Below are 21949 nucleotides of genomic sequence, written 5' to 3' on the forward strand. Positions count from 1 at the left end.
ATGGCCGCCAAGCTGCAGAGCACGGACTCCGACGAACTCGTCGAGAACCACGAGATCAACGTCACGCCGTTCATCGACGTGATCCTGGTGCTGCTGATCATCTTCATGGTGGCGGCACCGCTGTCGACGGTCGACGTGGCGGTGGACCTGCCGGCCTCCAATGCGCAGGTACAGCCGCGCCCGGACAAGCCGGTCTATCTCACCGTGAAGAGCGACCTCGTGCTGGCGCTGGGCAATGACGACGTCGCCCGCGAACAGCTCGGCGCCACGCTGGACCGGCAGACCGAGACCAAGCGCGACACCCGCATCTTCCTGCGGGCCGACAAGACCGTCGACTACGGGGCGCTGATGGAGGTGATGAACCTGCTGCGCAGTGCCGGCTACCTCAAGATCGCGCTGGTGGGCATCGAAATGACCGGCCAGCCGGCTGCCGCGCCCGGCACCGCCCCTGCGGTCGCCCCCGGCACGGCGCCCGCTTCACCCGCCGCCGCAGCCCCTGTTCCCATGTCTCCCGCTCCCGCGTCCCCCGCTCCCGCGTCCGGGGCGCCGGCTCCATGAGCCTGTTGCTGCTCAGGGGTAGCGGCGGCCATCGCCTGCGCGAGGCGAGCGTCTGGCTCGTCTGCGGCGCCGTCGTGCTCGCCGTGCATGGCGGCGCGCTCGGCTACATGCTGACCGACCCGCCCATCGTCGCGGCCGAGGAACCGGCGGCGATCATGATCGAACTGGCGGAAATGCCGGTGGCGCCGGCGGCCGAGCCGATCGACCTGCCGCCGGGTCCGCAAATGGTGGAGGCGCAGGAGAAGGTCGAGGAGGAAATCCCGCCCGATCCGCTCGCCACCGAGGAAGACGCGCCGCCGCCCGAGCCCGTGCCGGAGCCGGAACCCGTGCCCGAAGTGTCGGAGAGCCCGGCCAAGGACATCGAGGTGCCGCTTCCCCCGCCGCCGCCGCTCGCCTCCGAGTTGCCGCCGCCGGAGGAGAAGCCCGATCCGCCGAAGGAGCGCCCGAAGCCGAAGCCCAAGCCGAAAAAGGAGAAGAGCGATCTTCCCCCGGCGCCGCGCACCTCTGCCGCGCCTTCGATCGACGCGCAGCGCTCGGAGCGCATCGCCGCGCCTACGGCCGGGGCAGCGACCGCGAACAGCCGCGCGCCGGCCAATTGGCGCTCGCGCCTGATGGCGCATCTGAACCGCCACAAGCGCTATCCCAGCGGGGAGAGTGCCGCCGGCAGGGCGCGCGTGGCGTTCTCCATCGACCGCTCGGGCCGGGTGCTGTCGGCGCGGCTGGCGGGCTCGTCCGGCAATCCGAGCTTCGACGAGGAGGCGGTCGCCATGGTGCGGCGCGCCTCGCCCGTGCCGCCGCCGCCGCCCGAAGTGGCGGGAGGGACGATCACCTTCACGGTGCCGGTGCTGTTCAGCCTGCGCTGACGGGCGCGCCGGCCTCGCTGCCGGTGACCCAGCAGGCCACGCGCTGCGCGCCCTTGTGCGCCAGCGGCGGCATTTCCACCCGGCAGCGCTCCACCACCAGCGGGCAGCGCGGGTTGAACGGGCAGCCGCGCGGCGGGTTGAACGGTGAGGGCAGTTCGCCCTCCAGCACGATGCGCTCCTTCTTCGCCTCCGGGTCGGCCACCGGCGTGGCGGAGAGCAGGGCGCGCGTATAGGGGTGCAGCGGGGCGTCGAAAATGGCGTCGCGCGGGCCGTGCTCCACGGCGCGGCCCAGATACATCACCAGCACCTCGTCCGCCATGTGCCGCACCACGCCGAGATCATGGCTGACGAAGACATAGGCGACGCCCAGCTGCTCCTGCAGCTCCACCAGCAGGTTCAGCACCTGCGCCCGCACCGAGACATCGAGCGCCGAGACTGGCTCGTCCAGCACCAGGATCTTCGGCCGCAGCACCAGCGCGCGGGCGATGGCGATGCGCTGGCGCTGGCCGCCGGAGAACATGTGCGGGTAGCGGCCATGGTGCTCCGGGCGCAGGCCGACGCGCTTCATCATGTCGAGCGCCCGTTCGCGCCGCTCGGCGGCGGGGAGCGAGGTGTTGACCAGCAGCGGCTCCTCGATCGCCTTGCCGATGGTCTGGCGCGGGTTGAGCGAGCCGAACGGGTTCTGGAACACCATCTGCACCTCGCCGCGATAACGGCGCAGCGTGCGCGCATCCGCCTCGGCAACGTCGATATCGTCGAGCCGCAGCGAGCCGGCACCCGGCCGCTCGATCAGGGTGAGCATGCGGGCGAGGGTCGACTTGCCGGAGCCGGATTCGCCGACCACCGCCAGAGTGGAACGCGGGGCCAGCCGGAAGCTGATGCCGGCAACCGCCTTCACCGTCGCGGATTTGCTGAAAAGGCCGCGCGAGACCTCATAGCTCTGCGCGAGGTCGATGGCCTCCATCACGGCTTCGGCGGCGGTGGTCTCATGGGCAGCGACCAGGCTCATGCCACGAACTCCCGGCGCTGCGGCACCCCGCCGACGAGGGGCGTGTGGCAGAGGGCGAGGCCGAACTCCGCGCCGGCGCGTGGCGGCGGCACGGTGCGGCAGGTGTCGGTGGCGAAACGGCAGCGCGGCGAGAACAGGCAGCCGGTCGGCCGGTCGGCCAGCCCCGGCACGATGCCGGGAATGGACGGCAGCAGGCGCCCCTGCGCGCGCTCCGGCAGCGCCGCCAGCAGCGCGGCGGTGTAGGGATGGTGCGGATCGCGGAACAGGCCGCGCGTGCTTTGCATCTCCACCTGCTGGCCGGCATAGTGGACGCAGACGCGCTGCGCCATCTCGGCCACCACCCCCATATCATGGGTGATCAGCACCAGCCCGACGCCGCTTTCCTTCTGTAGCTTCAGCAGCAGATCGAGGATCTGCGCCTGGATGGTGACGTCGAGCGCGGTGGTCGGCTCGTCGGCGATGATGAGCTTGGGATTGCAGGCCAGCGCCATGGCGATCATCACACGCTGGCTCATGCCGCCGGAGAGCTGGTGCGGGAAGGCGTTCAGCCGGCGCGCGGGTTCGGGAATGCCGACCAGTTCCAGCAGATCGATCGCCCGCGCCTGTCGCCCGGCGCGCGAGAGGTCGAGATGCGCCTTCATCGCCTCGCGAATCTGGAAGCCGACGGTGAAGCATGGGTTGAGGCTCGACATCGGCTCCTGGAAGATCATCACCAGGTCGCGCCCGATGATCTTGCGGCGCTCGCGGGCCGACAGGGTCAGCAGGTCGCGACCGTCGAACATCATCCGGTCGGCGGTGACGCTGGCGATCCAGGGCAGCAGGCCCATTACCGCGAGCATGGCCACCGATTTGCCCGACCCCGATTCGCCGACGATGGCGACAAGCTCGCCCGCGTCGACATCGAGGTCCACCCGGTCCACCGCTCGAAAGGGGCCGCGGCCGGTTGCGAAAGTGACGGAAAGATTGCGGATGGAGAGCAGGGGCATCAGCTGCGCCTCAGCTTCGGGTCGAGAGCGTCGCGCAGGCCGTCTCCCATCAGGTTGATGGCGACCACGGTGACGAGAATGGCGAGGCCCGGCAGCGTCACGATCCAGGGCGCGGAGCGGATGAATTCGCGGGCATCGGCCAGCATGGCGCCCCATTCCGGCGTCGGCGGCTGCGCGCCGAGGCCAAGGAAGCCAAGCGCCGCCGCCTCCAATATGGCGTCGGAAATGCCGAGCGCCGCCTGCACGATGAGCGGGGCGAGGCAGTTCGGCAGCACGGTGACGAACATCAGTCTTAGCCTGCCAACTCCGGCGACCTGCGCGGCGATGACATATTCCTTCGTCAGCTCGGCGATGGCGGCGGCGCGCACCAGCCGCACATAGCGCGGGAGATAGACCACGGTGACCGCGATGATGGTGTTGGCGAGGCTCGGGCCGAGCACCGCGACGATGAGGATGGCGAGCACGAGGCTGGGGATCGCCACCACCATGTCCATGACGCGCATCACCACCACCTCGACGATGCCGCGCATGAACGCCGCCGCGAGGCCGAGCACGATGCCGAGCGCCACCGAGACCACCATCACCGACAGGCCGATGCCGAGCGAGATGCGCGCGCCATAGATGAGGCGCGAGAGCACGTCGCGTCCCACCGCGTCGGTGCCGAAGGGGAAGCTCCAGTTTCCGCCGGCCCAGACCGGCGGCAGCAGCACGCTCTGGCGGAACTGCTCGATCGGCGAATGCGGTGCGACCCAGGGTGCGAACAGCGCCAACAGGGTGATGAACACCACCACGGCGAGCCCGAGAACCGCGCCGCGGTTTTCGCTGAAGGCGGACCAGAAGGCGCGGAACGGGGAGGGTTCCTCGCCGACGGGCTCGGTCTGGGCCACGGCAAGCGCGCTGAGGCTCAAGCCGGAGGCGTCCGGCATGAAACGCTCCGGCGCGGTCGGCATCGGATCGTCGATGGCATTTTCCTCAGCCATGCCGGATCCTCGGGTTAATCGCGACATAGAGCATGTCGACGATGAGGTTCACGAGGATGACGATCGCCGAGATCAGCATGATGCCGCCCTGAAGCGCGGGATAGTCGCGGCGGGAGATCGATTCGATCAGCCATTTGCCGACGCCCGGCCAGGCGAAGATGGTCTCCGTCAGCACTGCGCCGGCCAGCAGCGTGCCGGTTTGCAGGCCGACCACGGTGACGACGGGGATCAGCGCATTGCGCAGCGCGTGCAGGCCGACCACGCGCAGCGGCGACAGGCCCTTGGCGCGCGCCGTGCGCACATAGTCCTCGCCCAGCACCTCCAGCATGGAGGAGCGCGTCATGCGCGCGATCACCGCCAGCGGAATGGTGCCGAGGACGATGGAGGGCAGGATGAGATGGGCCGCCGCCGCGCCGAACGCGCCTTCCTGGTCGGACAGCAGGCTGTCGATCAGCATGAATCCGGTCACCGGCTCGAAATAATAGTTGATCAGGTCCATGCGGCCCGAGACCGGGGTCAGGCCGAGATATTCCGAGACGAACATGATGAGCAGCAGGCCCCACCAGAAGATGGGCATCGAATAGCCGGCCAGCGCCACGGTCATCACCGAATGGTCGAGCATCGAGCCGCGCTTGACCGCCGCGAGCACACCGGCCGGCACGCCCAGCACGACAGCAAAGACGAGCGCGCAGAAGGCGAGCTCCAGCGTCGCCGGGAACAGGATCAGGAATTCATGCAGCACCGGCGTCTTGGTGACGATAGAGACGCCGAAATCGCCGTGCAGCAGGCCATAGACATAATCGAGGAACTGCCGCCACACTGGCTGATCGAGGCCGAGTTCGTGGCGAAGCTGCGCCAGCCGCTCCGGCGCGATGCCGCGCTCGCCGGTGCGCGCCTCGATGGGATCGCCGGGCACCATGCGCACGGCGGCGAAGGTGACGAACATGAGCGCCACGAAGGTGGGCAGTGTCAGCGCGATGCGGCGAATGACGAATTTGAGCATGTGTGGGGCGTACCCATAAGTCGTGCCTGATCCCTGCAAAGCATCCGTCATCCCGGACACCGCGCAGCGGTGATCCGGGGTTGCGAGACGGAGATGCGCCTTGGCGGGTGGCGATCCCGGATCGCGGCAAGCCGCGTCCGGGATGAATTTCGTGGCGACGGGCGCGAGGCTATCGCGCCATCACTTCAGCTCGACGCCATAGAATTCGTGGCGGCCAAACGGGCTGACCTTGTAGTCGACCACTTCCTTGCGCGTCGGCTCATACACCACCGAATGGGCGATGGTGAACCAGGGGGCGTCTTCCTTGAAGATCACCTGAGCCTGCTCGTAGAGCTTGGTGCGCTCGGCAAGGTCGGAACTCGTGCGCGCCTTGCTGATGAGCGCATCGAAATCCTTGTTGCACCATTTGGCGAGGTTCTGGCCGCCCTTGCGGGCCGCGGGGCAGCCGAGCAGGAAGAAGAAGTTATCCGGGTCGCCATTGTCGCCGGTCCAGCCGAGCTGGCCGGTGGTGTGCTCGCCTTCCTGCATGCGTTTGCGATACTCGCCCCATTCATAGGAGACCAGCTTGGCGTTGACGCCGATCTTGGCGAGATCGGACTGCATCATCTCGGCGATGCGCTTGGCATTGGGGTTGTAGGGGCGCTGCACCGGCATCCACCACAGGTCGATGTCGAGCGGCGTCTTCACCCCGGCGTCGGCCAGCATCTTCTTGGCCTTTTCGGGATCGTAGGCGTAGTCCTTGACCTCGGTATTATAAGACCAGATGGTCGGCGGGATCGGGTTGATCGCGGCCTGGCCGGCGCCCTGGTAGACGTCCTTGATGATGGCGCCCTTGTCGATCGCCATGCTGAAGGCCTGGCGCACTTCCTTCTTGTCGAAGGGCGGCTTTTCGACGTTGAAGGCCCAATAGGCGATGTTGAGGCCCGGCTGCGAGAGCAGGTTGACGGCCGGGTCGGTCTTCATGCCGGCAATGTCGGCCGGGTTCGGCGCGATCATCACATGGCATTCGCCCTTCTTCAGCTTGGCGTAGCGGGCGGTGGGGTCCGGCGTGATGGCGAAGACGAGGTTGTCGATCTTGGCCGGGCCCTCGAAATAGGCGGGGAAGGCCTTGTAGCGGATCACCGCGTCCTTCTGGTAGTTCACGAAGGAGAACGGGCCGGTGCCGACCGGGATCTGGTCGAACTGCTCGGGCGTGCCCTTCTTCAGCAGGAAGTCGGCATATTCCTTCGAGTGGATGGTGGCGAAGTCCATGGCAAGGTTCGCCAGCATGGGCGCGTTCGGCTCCTTCAGCACGAACTTCACCGTCAGATCATCCACCTTGTCGATGGAGGCCAGAAGGTCCGGCATGCCCATGTCGGCGAAGTAGTCATACGCGCCGCCGGTCACCTTGTGGTAGGGATTCTCGGGCTTCCACATGCGATCGAAGGTGAAGAGCACGTCGTCGGCATTGAAGTCGCGGCTCGGCGTGAAGCCGTTCACGCCCGAATGAAACTTCACGCCCTTGCGCAGCTTGAAGGTGAGTTCCTTGCCGTCGTCGCTAACCGTCCAGCTTTCCGCCAGGCCGGGCACGACCTTGGTGGTGCCGCGCTCGAATTCGACGAGCTGGTTGTAGACCGGGCGGGCGGCATCGAAGCTGGTGCCGGTGGTGTTGAGTGCGGGGGTAAAGTTCTCCGGGCTGCCTTCGGAGCAGTAGACCAGCGTTTTGGCGGCATAGGCCGGCGCGCACAGCGCCGTGAGCATCGCAGCCGCAAGGGCCGCTTTGGCATTGAAAGCCAGCATGTCTGATTCCCCTCTCATGAACCGCACGAGGCATGCCCATTGTCTGGGCTGGCCTATTGTTTGATCGTCGCGGTCCGATTTCACAACTGAAACACGTGTCTCAACGTTGCGCAATCATCCCCCACCCCTAGACCTAAGTCGGATGACGTAGCGGAGGCTGGCCGTTGCCGCGCCCGCATGCCGAAGGCCGGGTGCGCGCCACCGCGCGACGTTGTAAGACACACAGGCCGGCCTCTGGCGCCGGCGGTCCGGGAGAATCTGCATGAGTGCCGCGCCTGCCTCCGCCCCTGTCGCCGCCGGTGCGGCTTCGGCCCGCCGCGCAGTCTTCGACTGGGCAGACCCCATCGATTTCGACGGCCAGCTCACCGAGGAGGAGCGCCTGGTGCGCGACACCGCGCGCGCCTATGCGCAGGAGCGCCTGCAGCCGCGCGTCACCTCGGCCTTCATGGATGAGCGCTTCGACCGCGAAATCATGAGCGAGATGGGCGAACTCGGCCTGCTGGGGGCCACCATTCCCGAGGAATATGGCGGCGCGGGCCTCGGCTACGTGTCCTACGGGCTGGTGGCGCGCGAGGTGGAGCGAGTCGATTCGGGCTATCGGTCGGCGATGAGCGTGCAGTCTTCGCTCGTCATGCACCCGATCAACGCCTATGGCAGCGAGGCGCAGCGCAAGAAGTTCCTGCCAAGGCTCGCCACCGGCGAATTGGTGGGCTGCTTCGGCCTCACCGAGCCCGACGCCGGCTCGGATCCCGCCGGCATGCGCACCCGCGCCGAGAAGATCGACGGCGGCTACCGTCTCTCCGGCGCCAAGATGTGGATCACCAATTCCCCCATCGCCGATATCGCCGTGGTGTGGGCGAAGTCGGCGGCGCATGGCGACGAGATCCGCGGCTTCCTGCTGGAGCGCGGCATGAAGGGCTTCACCACGCCGAAGATCGAGCACAAGCTCTCGCTGCGCGCCTCGATCACCGGCGAGATCGTCATGGACGGGGTGGAGGTGCCGGAGGAAAACCTGCTGCCGGATGCCTCCGGCCTCAAGGGTCCGTTCGGCTGCCTCAATCGCGCACGCTTTGGCATTGGCTGGGGCGTCATGGGCGCAGCGGAAGCCTGCTATGCCAGTGCGCGCCAGTACACGCTGGACCGCAAGCAGTTCGGCAAGCCGCTGGCGGCGACGCAACTGATCCAGAAGAAGCTCGCCGACATGGCGACCGAGATCACGCTCGGCCTCCAGCTCGCTTTGCGCGCCGGCCGGCTGTTCGACGAAGGGCAGCTACCGATCGAGTCGATCTCTATGCTTAAGCGCAACAATTGCGGCAAGGCGCTCGACATCGCCCGAAACGCCCGCGACATGCATGGCGGCAACGGCATTTCCGGCGAGTTTCCGGTGATGCGCCACATGGTGAACCTGGAGACGGTGAACACCTATGAGGGCACGCACGACATTCACGCGCTGATCCTCGGTCGCGCCATCACCGGGCACCAAGCGTTCTTCTGAGAGGCCGCGAAGAGCGCCGTTCCCGGGTGTTGCCCGGGGGCGGCGGATCCACTCAGATATTGTACATGAGGTCGGCTTCGGGGGTCTGGGCGAATATCACCATGTCATGCAGCGACATGCCGTCGAGAATATCCGACATGGCGTCGCGCACCTTGCTCATGGTGATGCGCACCGAGCAGGTCTCAAGGTCCTCGCAGTCCTGGCAGGGCACGAAGGCGCTCTTGCTGGCGCAGTTGATTGGTGCGAGCGGGCCGTCGAGCACGCGGATGATATGGCCGATGCGGATGTCGCGCGGCGTCTTGGAAAGCGCGTAGCCGCCGCCCGGCCCCTTCTTCGAGCGCAGCATGCCGGCATTCCTCAGCTCCAGCAGGATGGCGTCGAGGAACTTCTTCGGAATGTTGTTGGCGGTGGCGATCTCCTGGCCCATGGCGCTCGAACCGGGTTCGAGGCGGGCGAGGAAGAGCATCGCCTTCAGACCGTATTTGCCCTTGTTGGTCAGCATGTCCGCTTCGTCATTCGGCTGCTTGAGGAGCAGCGCAATGGGATTGGTCCGCCGGGCGCCGAATCTCTGCCGCCAGCACTCCCTATAAATGGTAGATTGAAAAGTAATTTACCAGTGCCGGGCGCCGACTTAGCGCGCCGTTTCACTCGCCAGCGCGAGGCCTGCCGGCTGACGCACGTCCGGCGCCGGGTGCAAAAACAGCACGGCCGCGATGACGGCGCCGTAGGCGATGGCAAAAAGAAGTTTGTCGCGGTTGCGACGAAGGCCGGTCTCGCTCATGGATCACACTCCAGTTGGAGAGTAATCTATGGACAAAGTAGGAATATGTAAAGCGTCAGTCCTCCTCGAAGGCGCGCACCGCTGATCCGAGCGATCCGCCGGTCTCGAAAGCGGCGGTGAAGGCGGCGACCCGCCGGTCGATGCGGATGTCGGAGGCGCGCAGCGGGCGGGCGAGCGAGAGGCCTTCCAGCGAGCGGGCACGCGACAGCGCGACATAGGCCTGCCCGGCGGCGAAGGCCCCGCTGTCGAAGTCGATCCGCACATCTTCCAGCGTCAGGCCCTGTGCCTTGTGCACCGTCACCGCCCAGGCGGGCACGAGCGGAAGCTGCGTATAGCTGCCGACGACTTTGGCGGCGACCTTGCCCGTCGCCTCGTCCCAATCGTAGCGGATGCGCTCCCAGCTGGTGCGTTCGATCTCGACGATGCCCGCGCCGTCCAGCCGGACATAGGCGCGGTCCGGCGCGAGGCCGGTAATGGTGCCCACCGAGCCGTTGACCCACTGCCGCTCCGGGTGGTTGCGTACCGTCATCACCCGGGCACCGACCTTGAGCGCCAGCGTCTCCGGCACCGGCAGCCGGTCATTGGCGAGATCGAACTCGCCCTCGCTCTTGCCCTCATAGGCCCGCCCCATGTCCTGCAGGGAATCGAGGCCCCGGCGGTTATAGGCGTCGACGCGCATATTCGTTGGCGCCAGCACCACCGGCACCCGGCCGGGCCGGTGCTCGCGGAAGGAGGCGGCGTTGATGGCGGCGATGGCATCTCCGACATGGCGGCCAGTGCGCAGTTCCGCGAGATAACCGACAAAGGCGTCGTCGGTCTGGCGGTAGACCTGCAGGAAGGGCAGCCGCGCCGGTTCGACCTCGCGCAGCACGCGGGCGTCGAAGGCGAACGGCCCCTCATAGCCGAGATGGCCGAGGATCTCGCGCTCCGCGTTCGGCACGACCGGCGGCAATTGCAGGAAATCGCCCACCAACACCACCTGCACGCCGCCGAAGGGTTCGGGATTGCCGCGGGCGATGCGCAGGGAGCGGTCGACGGCATCGAGCACATCGGCCCGCACCATCGAGATTTCGTCGATGACGAGGCGCTCCAGCTTCTTCATCAGCGTGCGCTTGGGCGTGCGCGGACGCACCTGGTCAGGGTCCACCAAGCGGGGCGGCAGGCCGAAGAAGGAGTGGATCGTCTGCCCGCCGAGCTGCAGCGCCGCCACGCCCGTCGGTGCGAGAAAGGCCTGCCGGCCGCCGCCATGCTTGCGAAGCGCGTGAAGGAACGTCGTCTTCCCCGTGCCCGCGCCCCCCAGCACCATCACAACAGGCGCGCCGGACCCCACCAGAGCCAGCGGCCCGGCAAAGGCCTCGGCCGGAAGCGAAGGGCGAATCGGAAGCGCAACTTTATCGTTCATCGGCGCAATGGAGCACAGGAGGACGCATCCGACCAAGGCGTCGGGCACCGCGGCGCCAGCGCCGTTCGCCGGTCTTCCCCCTCCGACCGATGCGTGGCACGCAAGGGCTTGCCCGTCCTCTCGGGGGAGGCGTTACGGCGTCCCGCCACCATGACGGGGGGCCGTGCCCGGCTCATCAAAGTCTTCAGCAAACATCATTTCGACCGAGGTGATCGCGTTGTCGATGATCTTTTTGTACCGACGATGCCGAAATCTATTCAAATGTATCATCCAGTCAGGGGCGGCAGAGCCAAGTCCTTCCCTGCCGAGCGCTGCGCGAGCTCGATTGATCAAGCCTACATCTACGCTGTCATTGTAGAGAAATTTGAGCGGAATAAATTTCCCCTTGCCAACGTAATGACGAACAGCCGCTTGCGTCCATCTTTCGGAGAATATGGCGCATCCTTGCAAGTTGAATGTCAGCGGAAGTCGTGCCCAATTTTTCTCAAACACGAGGTTCATCACGCATTGATCTTGGAGGCCGCAATTGACTGAGTAGTCACATGAGAGCCGATGCCGCTCGAATTCGACGTTGAAAAGGCGCAGGCAGTCGCTGTCCCAATGCTCGTAATTGACCGCGATAAAACCTGAATTGAAATAGTGGGGGGAGCGACCTGTCTCTTCACAGCGCCGATGAAAAGTTTCGTTAGGAATATCGCCAACTTTCGCTATGTCATAGACTGCGGCAATAGGTCGTCCGCGAAAATTGATTTTTTCAAGATCGATATTTTTCACGAGAATTATATCGCTATCAATATATAATGATCTTTCGTAATCAGACGAAAGCTCATTAAGCGCCGTAAGTTTCATATTTGCTGCGCCGGTGACATGAGTAGATGTCACATTGGACGAAGCCTTTACGCCATCTCTTGAAATAGTGCGATAGTTTATGTTCTTGCCGAAATTATTACCTAAATTTATCAAATCATTTTTATTTTCCGGTGAAAAATCCACACAGAAAACAACGATATCCCTTACCGTTTCCTGCGTCAGAGCGGCGATGGCGGCCGCATGCTCGGTGAGCTCAAAGCCCTTCGCGTCGGTCACGAAGCAGATTGCGGTGCGCATGGAAACCTTGGGTTGAAGTGACATAACATATTGATAATTCTTCACCTTGCGCCCGATCTGTCAACCGATTGAACGTGCGCAAATGCCGTGCGCGAACGCCTTGGCTCATTGGCCCCAGCCGGCAACACGGTGTTTTCTGGCTCCGCCACGCTGCGGGTCCGCCTTCCATCGCTCTCAATGCAACTTGATCAGCACAAGCCCGGCAACGATGAGCGCCGCGGCCAGCAGGCGCTCTCGGCGGACCGGCTCGTGCAGCACCACCACGGCGATGACCGCCCCGAACAGCACGCTGGATTCGCGCACCGCGGCGACGAGACCGATCGGCGCCTTGGTCATCGCCCAGATGGAGATCCAGTAGGCGGTCAGCGACATCGCGCCGCCCGCCAGGCCGGGGCCGATGAAGGACAGCGTCGGCGCCAGCGCGCGGGGGCCCTTCCACGCCAGCCCGAACAGCGTGATGACGAGGCTGTCGGCGACGAACAGCCAGGATGTGTAGACATGCGGCGAGGTGGCGCTGCGGGCGCCGAGCCCGTCAACCAGCGTATAGGCGGTGATGGACAGCCCGCACAGCAGGGCGAGCCGCAGCGCGGTCGTGTCGAAGGCGCCCGCGCCCGACCGCCGCCAGGCGATGGACAGGATGCCCAGCGCCAGCAGGCCGACGCCGAGAAAGCCCTGCGCGTCGACGGCCTCGCCGACCAGCGTCACTGACAATATGGTGGTGAGCAGCGGCGCGCTGCCGCGTGCCAAGGGGTAGACCAGCCCCATATCGGCGCGGCGATAGGCGCCGGACAGCGTCAGGTAATAGACGAGATGGATGGCGACGGAGGCGGCGATCCACGGCCACACATGCGGCTCCGGCGGCCCGAGATACAGCGCCACCGGCAGAGCGAGCAGGCCGCAGGCGGCGTTGACCAGCACCACGGCGAGAAACGGGTCGAGCCGGATCTTCAGCACGGCATTCCAGCCGGCATGCATCGCTGCGGCGGCGATGACGGCGAGGAAAACGCTCGGTTCCATGCAACAGCCGGCCGGAGAGGGGTGCGCGGGCTTTAGCCGATTCCGCCCGCGCTGCCGAGGGGCTCGGCGCGCTAATGCAGTTTGATCAGCGTCACTCCCGCGACCACGAAGAGGGCGGCGACGGCACGCTCGGGGCGCAGCCTTTCATGCAGCACCAGCACGGCGAAAGCGGCGGCGAACAGCACACTCGCCTCGCGCACCGCCGCGACCAGGCTGATCGGCGCCCGCGCCATCGCCCAGACACAGAGCCAGTAACTGACGAACAGCATCGCGCCGCCCGCGAGCGCCAGCGGCAGATGCCGCATTACCGGCCGCAGGAAGGCCGGGCCCTTCCACACGGAAAGACCGACAAGCACGAGCACGGCATCGCCAACGAACAACCAGGCCGTATAGGTGGCGGGCGACCCCATATGGGCGGCGGTGCCGTCGATGATGGAGTAGGCGGTGACAGCCGCGGCCGAACCCAGCGCCAGCCCGAGCGCCACCGATTGCGACGCCTCGTCCCGGCTGCGCCAGCCCGTGACCAGCACCCCCGCCGCGAGCAAAGCGATCCCGGCGATGCCGATGGGCCCGATAGGCTCATGCAGCACCGTAATAGCAATGCCCGCCGTCATCAGCAGGGCGCCGCCCCGGGCGACGGGGTAGACGAGGCCGAGATCGGCACGCGCATAGGCGCCGGCGAGGCAGGCATAGAAGCCGATATGAGCGGCCATCGAGCCGGCCATCCACGGCCAGAGCGGGCGCTCGGGCAGGCCGAGCCAGAGCGCGAACGGCAGCGCCACCATGCCGCCGCCAAGCACCACCAGCATGAGGGAAGAAAGTGGGTCGAGCCGCAGCTTCAGCAGCACGTTCCACCCGGCTTGAAGCACTGCCGACAGAAGGACGACGAGAAGAACGGGAATGTCCATGTGGAACCGCGATGTCGGGTGCTACCTTGATACCCTACACCGCGGTCCCGCCGCGTGAAACCGTGCCGAAAGACGCGGGCCGACCTTCGTCAGACGCCGAGCTGGGTCACGAACTTGGTGTTCACATAGGCTTCCATCGCCTCGGTGCCGCCTTCCGAGCCGTAGCCGGAATCCTTGATGCCGCCGAACGGTACCTCAGGGAGGGCGAGGCCGTGATGGTTGATCGAGATCATGCCGCTTTCCACCCGGCGGGCGAACTCGTCGGCGCGGGCGGAGGAGGTGGTGTAGGCATAGGCGGCGAGGCCGTAAGGCAGCCGGTTGGCCTCGGCGATCACCGCTTCGGTCGAGGTGAAGGACTGTATCGGCACGATGGGGCCGAAAGGCTCTTCATTGAGGATGCGCGAATCCGGCGCGAGGTCGGTCAGCACGGTCGGCTCGAAGAAATAGCCGCTATTGCCGATGCGCGACCCGCCCACGCGCAGGGTCGCGCCCTTGGCGAGCGCGTCGGCGGTGAGCGCTTCCATGGCCTCGACCCGGCGCGGATTGGCCAGCGGGCCCATGCGCACGCCGTCCTCGAGCCCATTGCCGACCTTTACGCCCTTCACCGCCTCGGTGAAGCCGTCGACGAAGCGGGAATAGAGGTCCTCATGCACGAGGAAGCGGGTCGGCGAGACGCACACCTGCCCGGCATTGCGGAACTTGGCGCCGGAGAGCAGCTTGATCGCCACTTCCACGTCCGCATCCTCGAACACCACGGCCGGGGCATGGCCGCCCAGCTCCATGGTAACGCGCTTCATGTGTGCGCCGGCCAGCGCCGCCAGTTGCTTGCCGACAACGGTGGAGCCGGTGAAGGAGATCTTCTTCACCACCGGGTGCGGGATGAGGTACTGCGAAATTTCCGACGGCACGCCGAAGACGAGGTTGACCACGCCCGCCGGCACGCCGGCATCGGCATAGGCGCGCACCAGTTCGGCGCAGCTCGCCGGGGTCTCTTCCGGTCCCTTGAGGATGACCGCACAGCCGGCGGAGAGCGCGGCGGAAACCTTGCGCACCGCCTGGTTGATCGGGAAGTTCCACGGCGTGAAGGCGGCGACGACGCCTACCGGCTCGCGGTGCACGACCTGCTGCACGCCGGCGGCACGGGCGGGGATGAGCCGGCCATATTGACGGCGGCCTTCCTCGGCGAACCAGTCGATGATGTCGGCGGAGGCGAGCGTTTCCATCCGCGCCTCGGGCAGCGGCTTGCCCTGCTCCATGGTCATGAGGGTGGCGATCGTCTCATGCCGCTCGCGCAGCAGCTCGGCCGCCTTGCGCATGATCTTGTAGCGCTCATGCGGCGGCGTGTGGCGCCACACCGCGAAGCCCTTCTCGGCGGCGGCGAGCGCGGCGTCGAGATCGGCCCGGCTGGCATGGGCGACCGTGCCGATCGCCTCTTCCGTCGCCGGGTTGATGACCGGCTGGCTGGCCGGCGCGCCGCCATGCTCGCTGCCCCCGCGCCACGCGCCGTCAATGTAGAGCTGGACCTCGGGGTAGGACACGGAATGCGACATGGCCGGACCTTTCAAGCTGGGATGCTGGCGCATACCTAATCGCCCGGATGCCGGACGGAAAGGGGCAAGGCGGCCTGCCGCAGCGTTATTGGATCCACTTTCTGGGTCGCCCGCCATGGCCTGCAGGCGCAGGCGATCCGGCCCGTCATGGGGCCGGATCGCTGGGGCTTCAGCGCGCCTCGCGCAGGATGTCGCGCTTGCCGGCATGGTTGGCCGGGCCGACGATGCCCTCATGCTCCATCCGCTCCATCAGCGAGGCGGCACGGTTGTAGCCGATCTGCAGCCGACGCTGGATGTAGGAGGTGGAGGCCTTCTTGTCGCGCAGCACCACGGCGACGGCCTGGTCGTAGAGATCGCCGCAATCATCGCCGGAGAGGGCGCCATTGGCGGATTTGTCGAACACGGCGCTGTCCTCGGCGACGGGCTCCTCGTCCTCTTCGGCCGTCACCTCTTCGAGATATTCCGGCCGCGCCTGCGCCTTCAGATGCTCGACCACGCGCTCCACCTCCTGGTCGGAGACGAACGGCCCGTGCACGCGCGAGATGCGCCCGCCGCCGGCCATGTAGAGCATGTCGCCCTGACCCAGCAGTTGCTCGGCGCCCATCTCGCCGAGAATGGTGCGGCTGTCGATCTTGGACGTCACCTGGAAGGAGATGCGGGTCGGGAAGTTCGCCTTGATGGTGCCGGTGATGACGTCGACGCTGGGGCGCTGCGTCGCCATGATGAGGTGGATGCCGGCCGCGCGGGCCATCTGGGCCAGGCGCTGGATGGCGCCTTCGATTTCCTTGCCGGCGACCATCATCAGGTCGGCCATCTCGTCGACCACGATGACGATGAAGGGCAGGGGAGCGAGATCCATGATCTCCTCCTCTTCCTGCAACTCGCCGGTTTCCTTGTCGAAGCCTTTCTGCACCGTGCGGGTGATGATCTCGCCCTTGGCGGTCGCCTCCGCCACGCGAGCGTTGAAGCCGTCAATGTTGCGCACGCCGAGGCGGCTCATCTTCTTGTAGCGGTCTTCCATCTCCCGCACCGCCCATTTCAGGGCGACGATGGCCTTCTTCGGGTCGGTGACGACCGGCGTCAAAAGGTGCGGGATGCCTTCATAGACCGAGAGCTCCAGCATTTTGGGGTCGATCATGATCAGGCGGCATTGGTCCGGGCGGTGCCGGTACAGCAGCGACAGGATCATGGTGTTGATGGCGACCGACTTGCCCGAGCCGGTGGTGCCGGCGACCAGCAGATGCGGCATGCGGGCGAGATCGACGATCACCGGCTCGCCGCCAATGGTCTTGCCGAGCCCGATGCCGAGCTTGGCGCGGGCGGCCTCGAATTCATGGCTCGCCAGCATCTCGCGCAGCCACACCGTCTCGCGGCGCTGGTTCGGCAGCTCGATGCCGATGACATTGCGCCCTTCCACCACCGCGACGCGGGCGGAGATGGCGCTCATCGAGCGGGCGATGTCGGCGGAAAGACCGATGACGCGGCTGGACTTGATGCCGGGCGCCGGCTCCAGTTCATAAAGCGTCACCACCGGGCCGGGATTGGCGTCGATGATCTCGCCGCGCACGCCGAAATCATGCAGCACCTGCTGCAGCTTCACCGAGTTGCGGTCGAGGAACTCCTCGGAAAGCTCATAGTCCGGCTCGTTCGCCGGCGGCTCGGTGAGCAGTTCCAGCGGCGGCAGCTCATACTGGTCGCCCGCCGCGATCGCCGCGCGCGGGGCGGGGACGGGAGCCGGACGCGGCGCCGGTGCCGCCACGGGCATCACGGCGGCCGGCACGGGGGCAGGAGCAGGAGCCTGCGCAGCAGCCTGAGCGACGGTGGCCGGGGCGGCGGCCACCGCGACCATGCCGAACATCGGCCAGGAGAAGGAAAGCTCGGCGGGCGTGGCGCTGTAGCCGGAGAAGCCCGCCAGAGGAGCGGCCGGCGGTTCGGCCGCAGCGGGTGCTTCCTCGGTCAGGGCGTCCTCGCCGACAGTGCCGAGCAACGAATTGGCGGTCTCGTCTTCCGCCCAGAACTCCTCGACGACGACATCTTCGGCCATCTCGGCATCGGCCGCGTCGTCTTCAAAGACGTCGTCTTCGTTCAGCTCGACATCTTCCGCCCGTTCGGCGTCGTCGAAATCCTCGTCCGCCTCATAGGCGTCGTCATCGTCGGCCTCAGCCGCGAGTGCCGGCGCGCTCGTCGGCTCGGGCACGGGCTGCCGAACCGGCGCTGCGGCCGGCGTCGGCGCCATCTCGCGCACCGCGCCGTAGCGCGCGGCGAGGAGGCGCTCCTCCTCCGGGAATTCCTCCTCATAGTCGCCCTCTTCGAGCGGGATGAGGTCGTAGACATTGGCCACGTCATTGGCGGCGGTGAAGGTCTCTTCTGGCATCCAGCCCGCGCCGGGCGCCGGGGTCTGCGAGGCGGGGATCACCGGCGAGGCATCCCAGCCATACTGGATCATCGAGGACATCTGCCGCACCGACGTCGCAGCCGTAGCAACCGGCGCCGGGGAGGGCGCTGCCTCGACGGCGGGGGCCGGCACGGGAGCGGCGACCGTCGCCGGTTCCGGCACCGGCTGGGCGGAGAGCGCGCGGCGGGCATGGGCGGCTATCAGCGCCTTCGGCACCGCGCCGAGCGGCGGCTTGCGCGGCGGCACGCGCAGAACCGGCGTCTGCGAGGGACGGGGTGGCACCACGGCGGTGGCGGTGGCCGGCGCCTCCAGCGCGGACACCACCGCCGGCGGCTGGCGCATCAGATAGTCCGGCGTACGGGTAAAGCGCGTATTGGGCGGCATGGTGAAGGGCTGCAGCCAGCTCGGCACCAGTTCGTGCTGCGGCGCCACGACGACGGGCGGCCGGGCGGCCGGGGCCGCCACTGCCGCTTTCGTCACCTTCGGCGCCGGCGGCGCGTGCGTCACCTGCGGGTTGGCGCGGGAGAACACATGAGTCTGGGCGGTCGCCTTCGACTCGGAAGCCTTGTCCGCATTCGGATCGGAGGGACGCGCCGGATTACGCATGGGACGCTGGAACCTTTGCCGCTACTGCCGTTGAACCATCCGGCCGAAGCGCGGAGGGCGCCGTCTCGGCCGTGCCATATGGTTAGGCGCACAGCGTTAACGAACGGTATGAAGCGGCTGTTTTCCCCACGCGGCGTGTGGGTGAATTCGTACCCCCGGCGCGGTCCTTCCGGCCAGAGTTTGGCGACCTTCAGCTCGGCAAGCCTAGCGTGGCACGGATTTCCGCCGGCATCAGGTCATGCGTTTCGGGGTGCTTCATCATGTAGCGGCCGAACACCGCGCAGCGCGGCACGACGGCAAGGCCGCGCGCCCGGGCGCTGGCGAGGCCGGCTTCGACTAGCTTGGTGGCGAGGCCGCGCCCACCGAGCTCCGGCGGCACTTCCGTGTGGGTGAAGATGATGTGGTCATGCGCAAGAATATATTGAGCAACGGCGATCTGGCCGTCCTGCTCGATCTCGAAACGGTCGGCCGCGCGGTTGTCGCGCACCTGGACTTCGCCGTTCATGGTCATGTTTTTCTCCTTGGAGGCGCCCGGTTCGGGTTCGTGATGGCCGGCTTGGCGTGTTGTTCGGGCGCCATGGGATATTGTCGACCAAAACGGATGCGGTGTCGCCCCCGTCCGGTCGTGCGGGGTGAATTTATCGACTGGGTCCGATATAGGGCAGCCCTAACTGTCGGGAAGGCACCCCCCAATGACCCTGCCCACACGCCGTCCGCCCTCGCCCGAAATGCTGGCCCTGCTGGAGGCGCGGCGCTCGGTTTCCGCCGCCGGTCTCGGCGCGCCGGGGCCGGACGACGCGGCGACGCGCCGCCTGCTGGAGATCGCCGCCCGCGTGCCCGACCACGCCATGCTGGTGCCGTGGCGGTTCATCGTCATCGACGGCGCGGCGCGGGGGGATATCGGCGCCCTGCTGGCGCAGGCCTATCGCGACAACAACCCCGAGATGGCCCCGGAAAAGCGCGAGAAATTCGCCGCCATCATGGGCCGGCTGTTTCCCGCGCCGCTGGCGGTGGTGGTGGTGAGCCGGCCGGTGGGCGGCACCATGATCCCCGATTTCGAGCAGGAACTTTCCGCCGGCGCGGTGTGCATGAACCTTTTGAGCGCCGCCACGGCGATGGGCTTTGACGCCATCTGGGTTACCGGCTGGGTGGCGACGCATCCGGCCGCGAGGGCGATTCTCGGCCTTGGCGAGGGCGAGCGTGTCGCCGGCCTCGTCCATGTCGGCACGGCCGCGCAGGCACCAGGCGAACGGCCGCGCCCGGATGTCGAAGCGCTCACCACGCGCTGGTCGCCACCCGGCTGAAGGCGGGAGTCACGGGGCGGTGGCCAGCTTCAACTCGGTGAGTTCCTCGGGCGAAAAATAGAACAGCCGTTTGGGCGGGGTTTCCATCGCGTGGATCCACACCCGCGGATCGACGCCCATGGCGACGAGATGGCGCTGGCATTCGGCGGAAACGCGCTGGGCATCCGCCATGCCGGTATCGGCGGCATTGCCCTGCGCCGAGACCGCGAATACCTGATGCACGCCGATCGAGGCACCCTTGCGCGCGACGCGCTTCACCCCGCCGGCGAAGACCAGCGGGCAGGAAGAGGCGCAATGCGCGTCCGCGCCAACCTCGGTGGCGAAGCCCTTGTCGCGGATCAGCCGGCCCATGGCGAGCGCGTCCTGCACCGAGCCGCCGGGCGAGTTCAGCACCACCGTCTTCACATAGCTGCCGCGCCGTTCGACCTCGGCGGCGAAACGCTCGGCGGTGCCGGGGGTGATGGTGCCGGTCGCGGTGAGGCGTCCGTCGGCAGCGAGTTCGATCCGCATGGCTTCGCGCAGGCCGTCCGGGGTCGGCCGGCCACGCTCCTGCTCCGCCGGGTCGAGGTTCGGGCGGGAGGAGGGCAGGAAGGGCTCGACCTGCGGCACCTCGCCGGGCAGGAGCTGCTCGCGCGGTGGGGGCGGGGCGTTCATGCGCTCGTACATGTCGAAGGCCAGCACAGCGACGGTGATCCCCACCAGGGCGCGGAACAGCGCGCGCAGCAGCGTCTCATCCGGCCGGTCTCCCAGCAGCCGCCGCCAGCGGGCGGGTGCGCTCTGCGCGGCTTCGCTCATGTCGCGCTCATTCCTTCTTGGCGCCGCGACCCGGCTGCAGCGGGGTGACGGTGGACGAGTGCGCGGCGGGAAGGTCGGCCGGCCCGGTCTCCGCCGGCTCGACCGCCGGCTGCGGTGTCGCCGCAATCTGCCGCTCGTCCTCCACCTCGCGCAGCAGGCGCATGGCGGTGAGGAGTTGGGCCGCTGTCATGCTTTCGGCATCGGTCGGGTCATCCTCGCGCCGGATGGCGGCGTGCACCACGCACAGGGCCAGCACCAGCACGGCCGGCAGCAGATCGATGGAGATGGCGCCCGCCCAGCTCGGCAGGAAGTCGCCGGCATAGCGCAGCACGGCCTCGGCGGTGGACAGCGGCTGGAAGCGCGCCGGCTCGACCGGGCCATCGCCGACGATGCCGTCGGCCGCCTGTGAGAGCGCGCGCGCCTGCACGGCGACGGCCTTCTCCACATTGCCGACGACGGCGTTCTGCCGGCCCGCGAGGTCCGGCGTGCGCCCATCGGCGGCCGGGGCGATGAAGCCGCGCCCCATGTCGTCGGCGGCGCGCTTGACCGCCGGTGCCATCGACGATTGCTCCATCGCGGCGATGGTGCCGATGAGGCGCAGCGCCTCGGCGCCGAAGGCATCGCTGCGTTCCTTGATCGCGCCGCTGCCGGACACCAGCTCGCGCATCTTGGCGATCTGCGCGCTGCCATCCGTGTAGAGCTGCTCGGTGCGGGTGCCGCTCTCCACCAGCTGGCGGCCGAGATCGTCGAGCTGGTTCGACATCTGGCTGAGCAGCTGCACCACCGTGCCGGAACCGCCCGTGCCGGTGAGCGCGCCGGAACGCTCGGCCTCGGCGAGCCGGGAAAACCGCGCGGAGGCGAGCTGGATGTCGGGCAGCAGGCTCTGCGCGCCGAGCGCCCGGTTATGCGAGCGGTCGAGATCGCGCGTGTAGTCCTGCAGCGTGACGGCGAGGTGCTGCTCGATCGCCGCCGCGCCGGCCAGCGCCGCCGCGTTTAGCCAGGACGACATGGCGACGATCATCAGCGAGCCGAGCACCATGGCGCCGAACAGCCAGATCCGGCTCGCCGTCTCGCGCACATGCGGCAGGAACTGCATGAGCATCGTCCAGAAGGCGTAGATCGCCACCGATACCGCCGCCGAATAGATCAGCGCGGCGAAGAAGGTAAGCACCGGCGCACCGTCCAGCAGGTCGCGCACGCCGAGATAGGTGTAGACGCCGGAGGCCAGGGCCAGGATGCCCAGCGTCAGGCGCAGGGTGACATCAAGCCCGGCCACGCCGGCACGCAGCGCAGAAGCCATGAGGGGTCCCTTCGGGAAGGCAGGCGTGAAAGGGATGCACGTTGAGGGCGGTTCCCCAACGACACAGGTCCATTGCGCCGGGAATGTGTCGCAGGGAAAGCTGCCGCCCGC

20 protein-coding genes are annotated in these 21949 nt (G+C 67.2%); 4 read left to right on the plus strand and 16 right to left on the minus strand.

The genetic code is table 11. From position 1 onward, the window contains the following. Together exbD and ACQY76_RS13855 are read left to right on the plus strand one after the other, a co-directional pair. A complete protein-coding gene (gene exbD, locus ACQY76_RS13850) occupies nt 1-558 on the plus strand; it encodes a TonB system transport protein ExbD (RefSeq protein WP_428029317.1) in 558 nt (185 codons plus the stop codon). After that, the gene (locus tag ACQY76_RS13855) at nt 555-1421 is read left to right on the plus strand and encodes an energy transducer TonB family protein (RefSeq protein WP_428029318.1); all 867 of its coding nucleotides are present in this window, start codon (nt 555-557) and stop codon (nt 1419-1421) included. The genes exbD and ACQY76_RS13855 overlap by 4 nt, the downstream gene beginning before the upstream one ends. Here ACQY76_RS13855 and ACQY76_RS13860 read toward each other — a convergent pair. The 5 genes from ACQY76_RS13860 to ACQY76_RS13880 all read right to left on the minus strand — a co-directional run bounded on the left by ACQY76_RS13860 (nt 1408) and on the right by ACQY76_RS13880 (nt 7178). Continuing rightward, complete coding sequence (locus tag ACQY76_RS13860; protein ID WP_428029319.1) at nt 1408-2430, minus strand: dipeptide ABC transporter ATP-binding protein; 1023 nt, start codon at nt 2428-2430, stop codon at nt 1408-1410. The genes ACQY76_RS13855 and ACQY76_RS13860 overlap by 14 nt on opposite strands. Then, the gene (locus tag ACQY76_RS13865; protein WP_428029320.1) at nt 2427-3416 is read right to left on the minus strand and encodes an ABC transporter ATP-binding protein; all 990 of its coding nucleotides are present in this window, start codon (nt 3414-3416) and stop codon (nt 2427-2429) included. Before ACQY76_RS13865 ends, ACQY76_RS13860 begins: the two co-directional genes overlap by 4 nt. After that, nucleotides 3416-4396: an ABC transporter permease subunit gene (locus tag ACQY76_RS13870; protein ID WP_428029321.1), complete on the minus strand. Its 981-nt coding sequence runs from the start codon at nt 4394-4396 to the stop codon at nt 3416-3418. The genes ACQY76_RS13865 and ACQY76_RS13870 overlap by 1 nt, the downstream gene beginning before the upstream one ends. Beyond that, on the minus strand, nt 4389-5399 hold the full coding sequence (locus ACQY76_RS13875) for an ABC transporter permease subunit (RefSeq protein WP_428029322.1): 1011 nt from the start codon (nt 5397-5399) through the stop codon (nt 4389-4391). The genes ACQY76_RS13870 and ACQY76_RS13875 overlap by 8 nt, the downstream gene beginning before the upstream one ends. 180 nt (nt 5400-5579) lie before the next feature. Then, nucleotides 5580-7178: an ABC transporter substrate-binding protein gene (locus tag ACQY76_RS13880; protein ID WP_428029323.1), complete on the minus strand. Its 1599-nt coding sequence runs from the start codon at nt 7176-7178 to the stop codon at nt 5580-5582. A gap of 262 nt (nt 7179-7440) precedes the next feature. On the opposite strand from ACQY76_RS13880, the gene ACQY76_RS13885 reads away from it, so the two are divergent. Next, entirely contained in the window at nt 7441-8673 is a 1233-nt protein-coding gene (locus ACQY76_RS13885) for an acyl-CoA dehydrogenase (RefSeq protein ID WP_428029324.1), read from the plus strand. A 52-nt stretch (nt 8674-8725) separates the two neighbouring features. Here ACQY76_RS13885 and ACQY76_RS13890 read toward each other — a convergent pair whose 3' ends face one another. From ACQY76_RS13890 to ACQY76_RS13930, 9 genes are all read right to left on the minus strand, one after another. Beyond that, the gene (locus ACQY76_RS13890) at nt 8726-9175 is read right to left on the minus strand and encodes an RrF2 family transcriptional regulator (protein ID WP_428029325.1); all 450 of its coding nucleotides are present in this window, start codon (nt 9173-9175) and stop codon (nt 8726-8728) included. Nucleotides 9176-9304: 129 nt separating this feature from the next. After that, on the minus strand, nt 9305-9454 hold the full coding sequence (locus tag ACQY76_RS13895; RefSeq protein WP_428029326.1) for a hypothetical protein: 150 nt from the start codon (nt 9452-9454) through the stop codon (nt 9305-9307). A 55-nt stretch (nt 9455-9509) separates the two neighbouring features. Next, entirely contained in the window at nt 9510-10856 is a 1347-nt protein-coding gene (locus tag ACQY76_RS13900; protein WP_428029327.1) for an ATP-dependent DNA helicase, read from the minus strand. Nucleotides 10857-10988: 132 nt separating this feature from the next. After that, a complete protein-coding gene (locus tag ACQY76_RS13905; protein WP_428029328.1) occupies nt 10989-12008 on the minus strand; it encodes a glycosyltransferase family 8 protein in 1020 nt (339 codons plus the stop codon). A gap of 129 nt (nt 12009-12137) precedes the next feature. Next, a complete protein-coding gene (locus tag ACQY76_RS13910) occupies nt 12138-12980 on the minus strand; it encodes an EamA family transporter (RefSeq protein ID WP_428029329.1) in 843 nt (280 codons plus the stop codon). 71 nt (nt 12981-13051) lie between these two features. After that, nucleotides 13052-13888, minus strand: a complete 837-nt coding sequence (locus ACQY76_RS13915; protein ID WP_428029330.1) for a DMT family transporter — start codon at nt 13886-13888, stop codon at nt 13052-13054. Between the two features lie 89 nt (nt 13889-13977). Continuing rightward, nucleotides 13978-15438 carry an NAD-dependent succinate-semialdehyde dehydrogenase gene (locus ACQY76_RS13920; protein WP_428029331.1) on the minus strand — a complete coding sequence of 487 codons (1461 nt, stop codon included), beginning with the start codon at nt 15436-15438 and terminating at the stop codon, nt 13978-13980. A 169-nt stretch (nt 15439-15607) separates the two neighbouring features. Further along, nucleotides 15608-18439 carry a DNA translocase FtsK gene (locus tag ACQY76_RS13925; RefSeq protein ID WP_428029332.1) on the minus strand — a complete coding sequence of 944 codons (2832 nt, stop codon included), beginning with the start codon at nt 18437-18439 and terminating at the stop codon, nt 15608-15610. A 190-nt stretch (nt 18440-18629) separates the two neighbouring features. Beyond that, entirely contained in the window at nt 18630-18950 is a 321-nt protein-coding gene (locus tag ACQY76_RS13930) for a GNAT family N-acetyltransferase (protein WP_428029333.1), read from the minus strand. A 181-nt stretch (nt 18951-19131) separates the two neighbouring features. Between ACQY76_RS13930 and ACQY76_RS13935 the strand changes: the two genes are divergently transcribed. After that, on the plus strand, nt 19132-19743 hold the full coding sequence (locus ACQY76_RS13935) for a nitroreductase family protein (protein ID WP_428029334.1): 612 nt from the start codon (nt 19132-19134) through the stop codon (nt 19741-19743). 9 nt (nt 19744-19752) lie between these two features. Here the strand turns inward: ACQY76_RS13935 and ACQY76_RS13940 are convergent, their stop codons facing one another. Next, on the minus strand, nt 19753-20538 hold the full coding sequence (locus tag ACQY76_RS13940; protein WP_428029335.1) for a hypothetical protein: 786 nt from the start codon (nt 20536-20538) through the stop codon (nt 19753-19755). 7 nt (nt 20539-20545) lie between these two features. Continuing rightward, entirely contained in the window at nt 20546-21838 is a 1293-nt protein-coding gene (locus ACQY76_RS13945) for a hypothetical protein (RefSeq protein WP_428029336.1), read from the minus strand. Nucleotides 21839-21949: the final 111 nt, after the last annotated feature.

The sequence above is a fragment of the Ancylobacter sp. genome, assembly GCF_965279025.1.
In the GTDB taxonomy this organism is placed as follows: Bacteria; Pseudomonadota; Alphaproteobacteria; order Rhizobiales; family Xanthobacteraceae; genus Ancylobacter.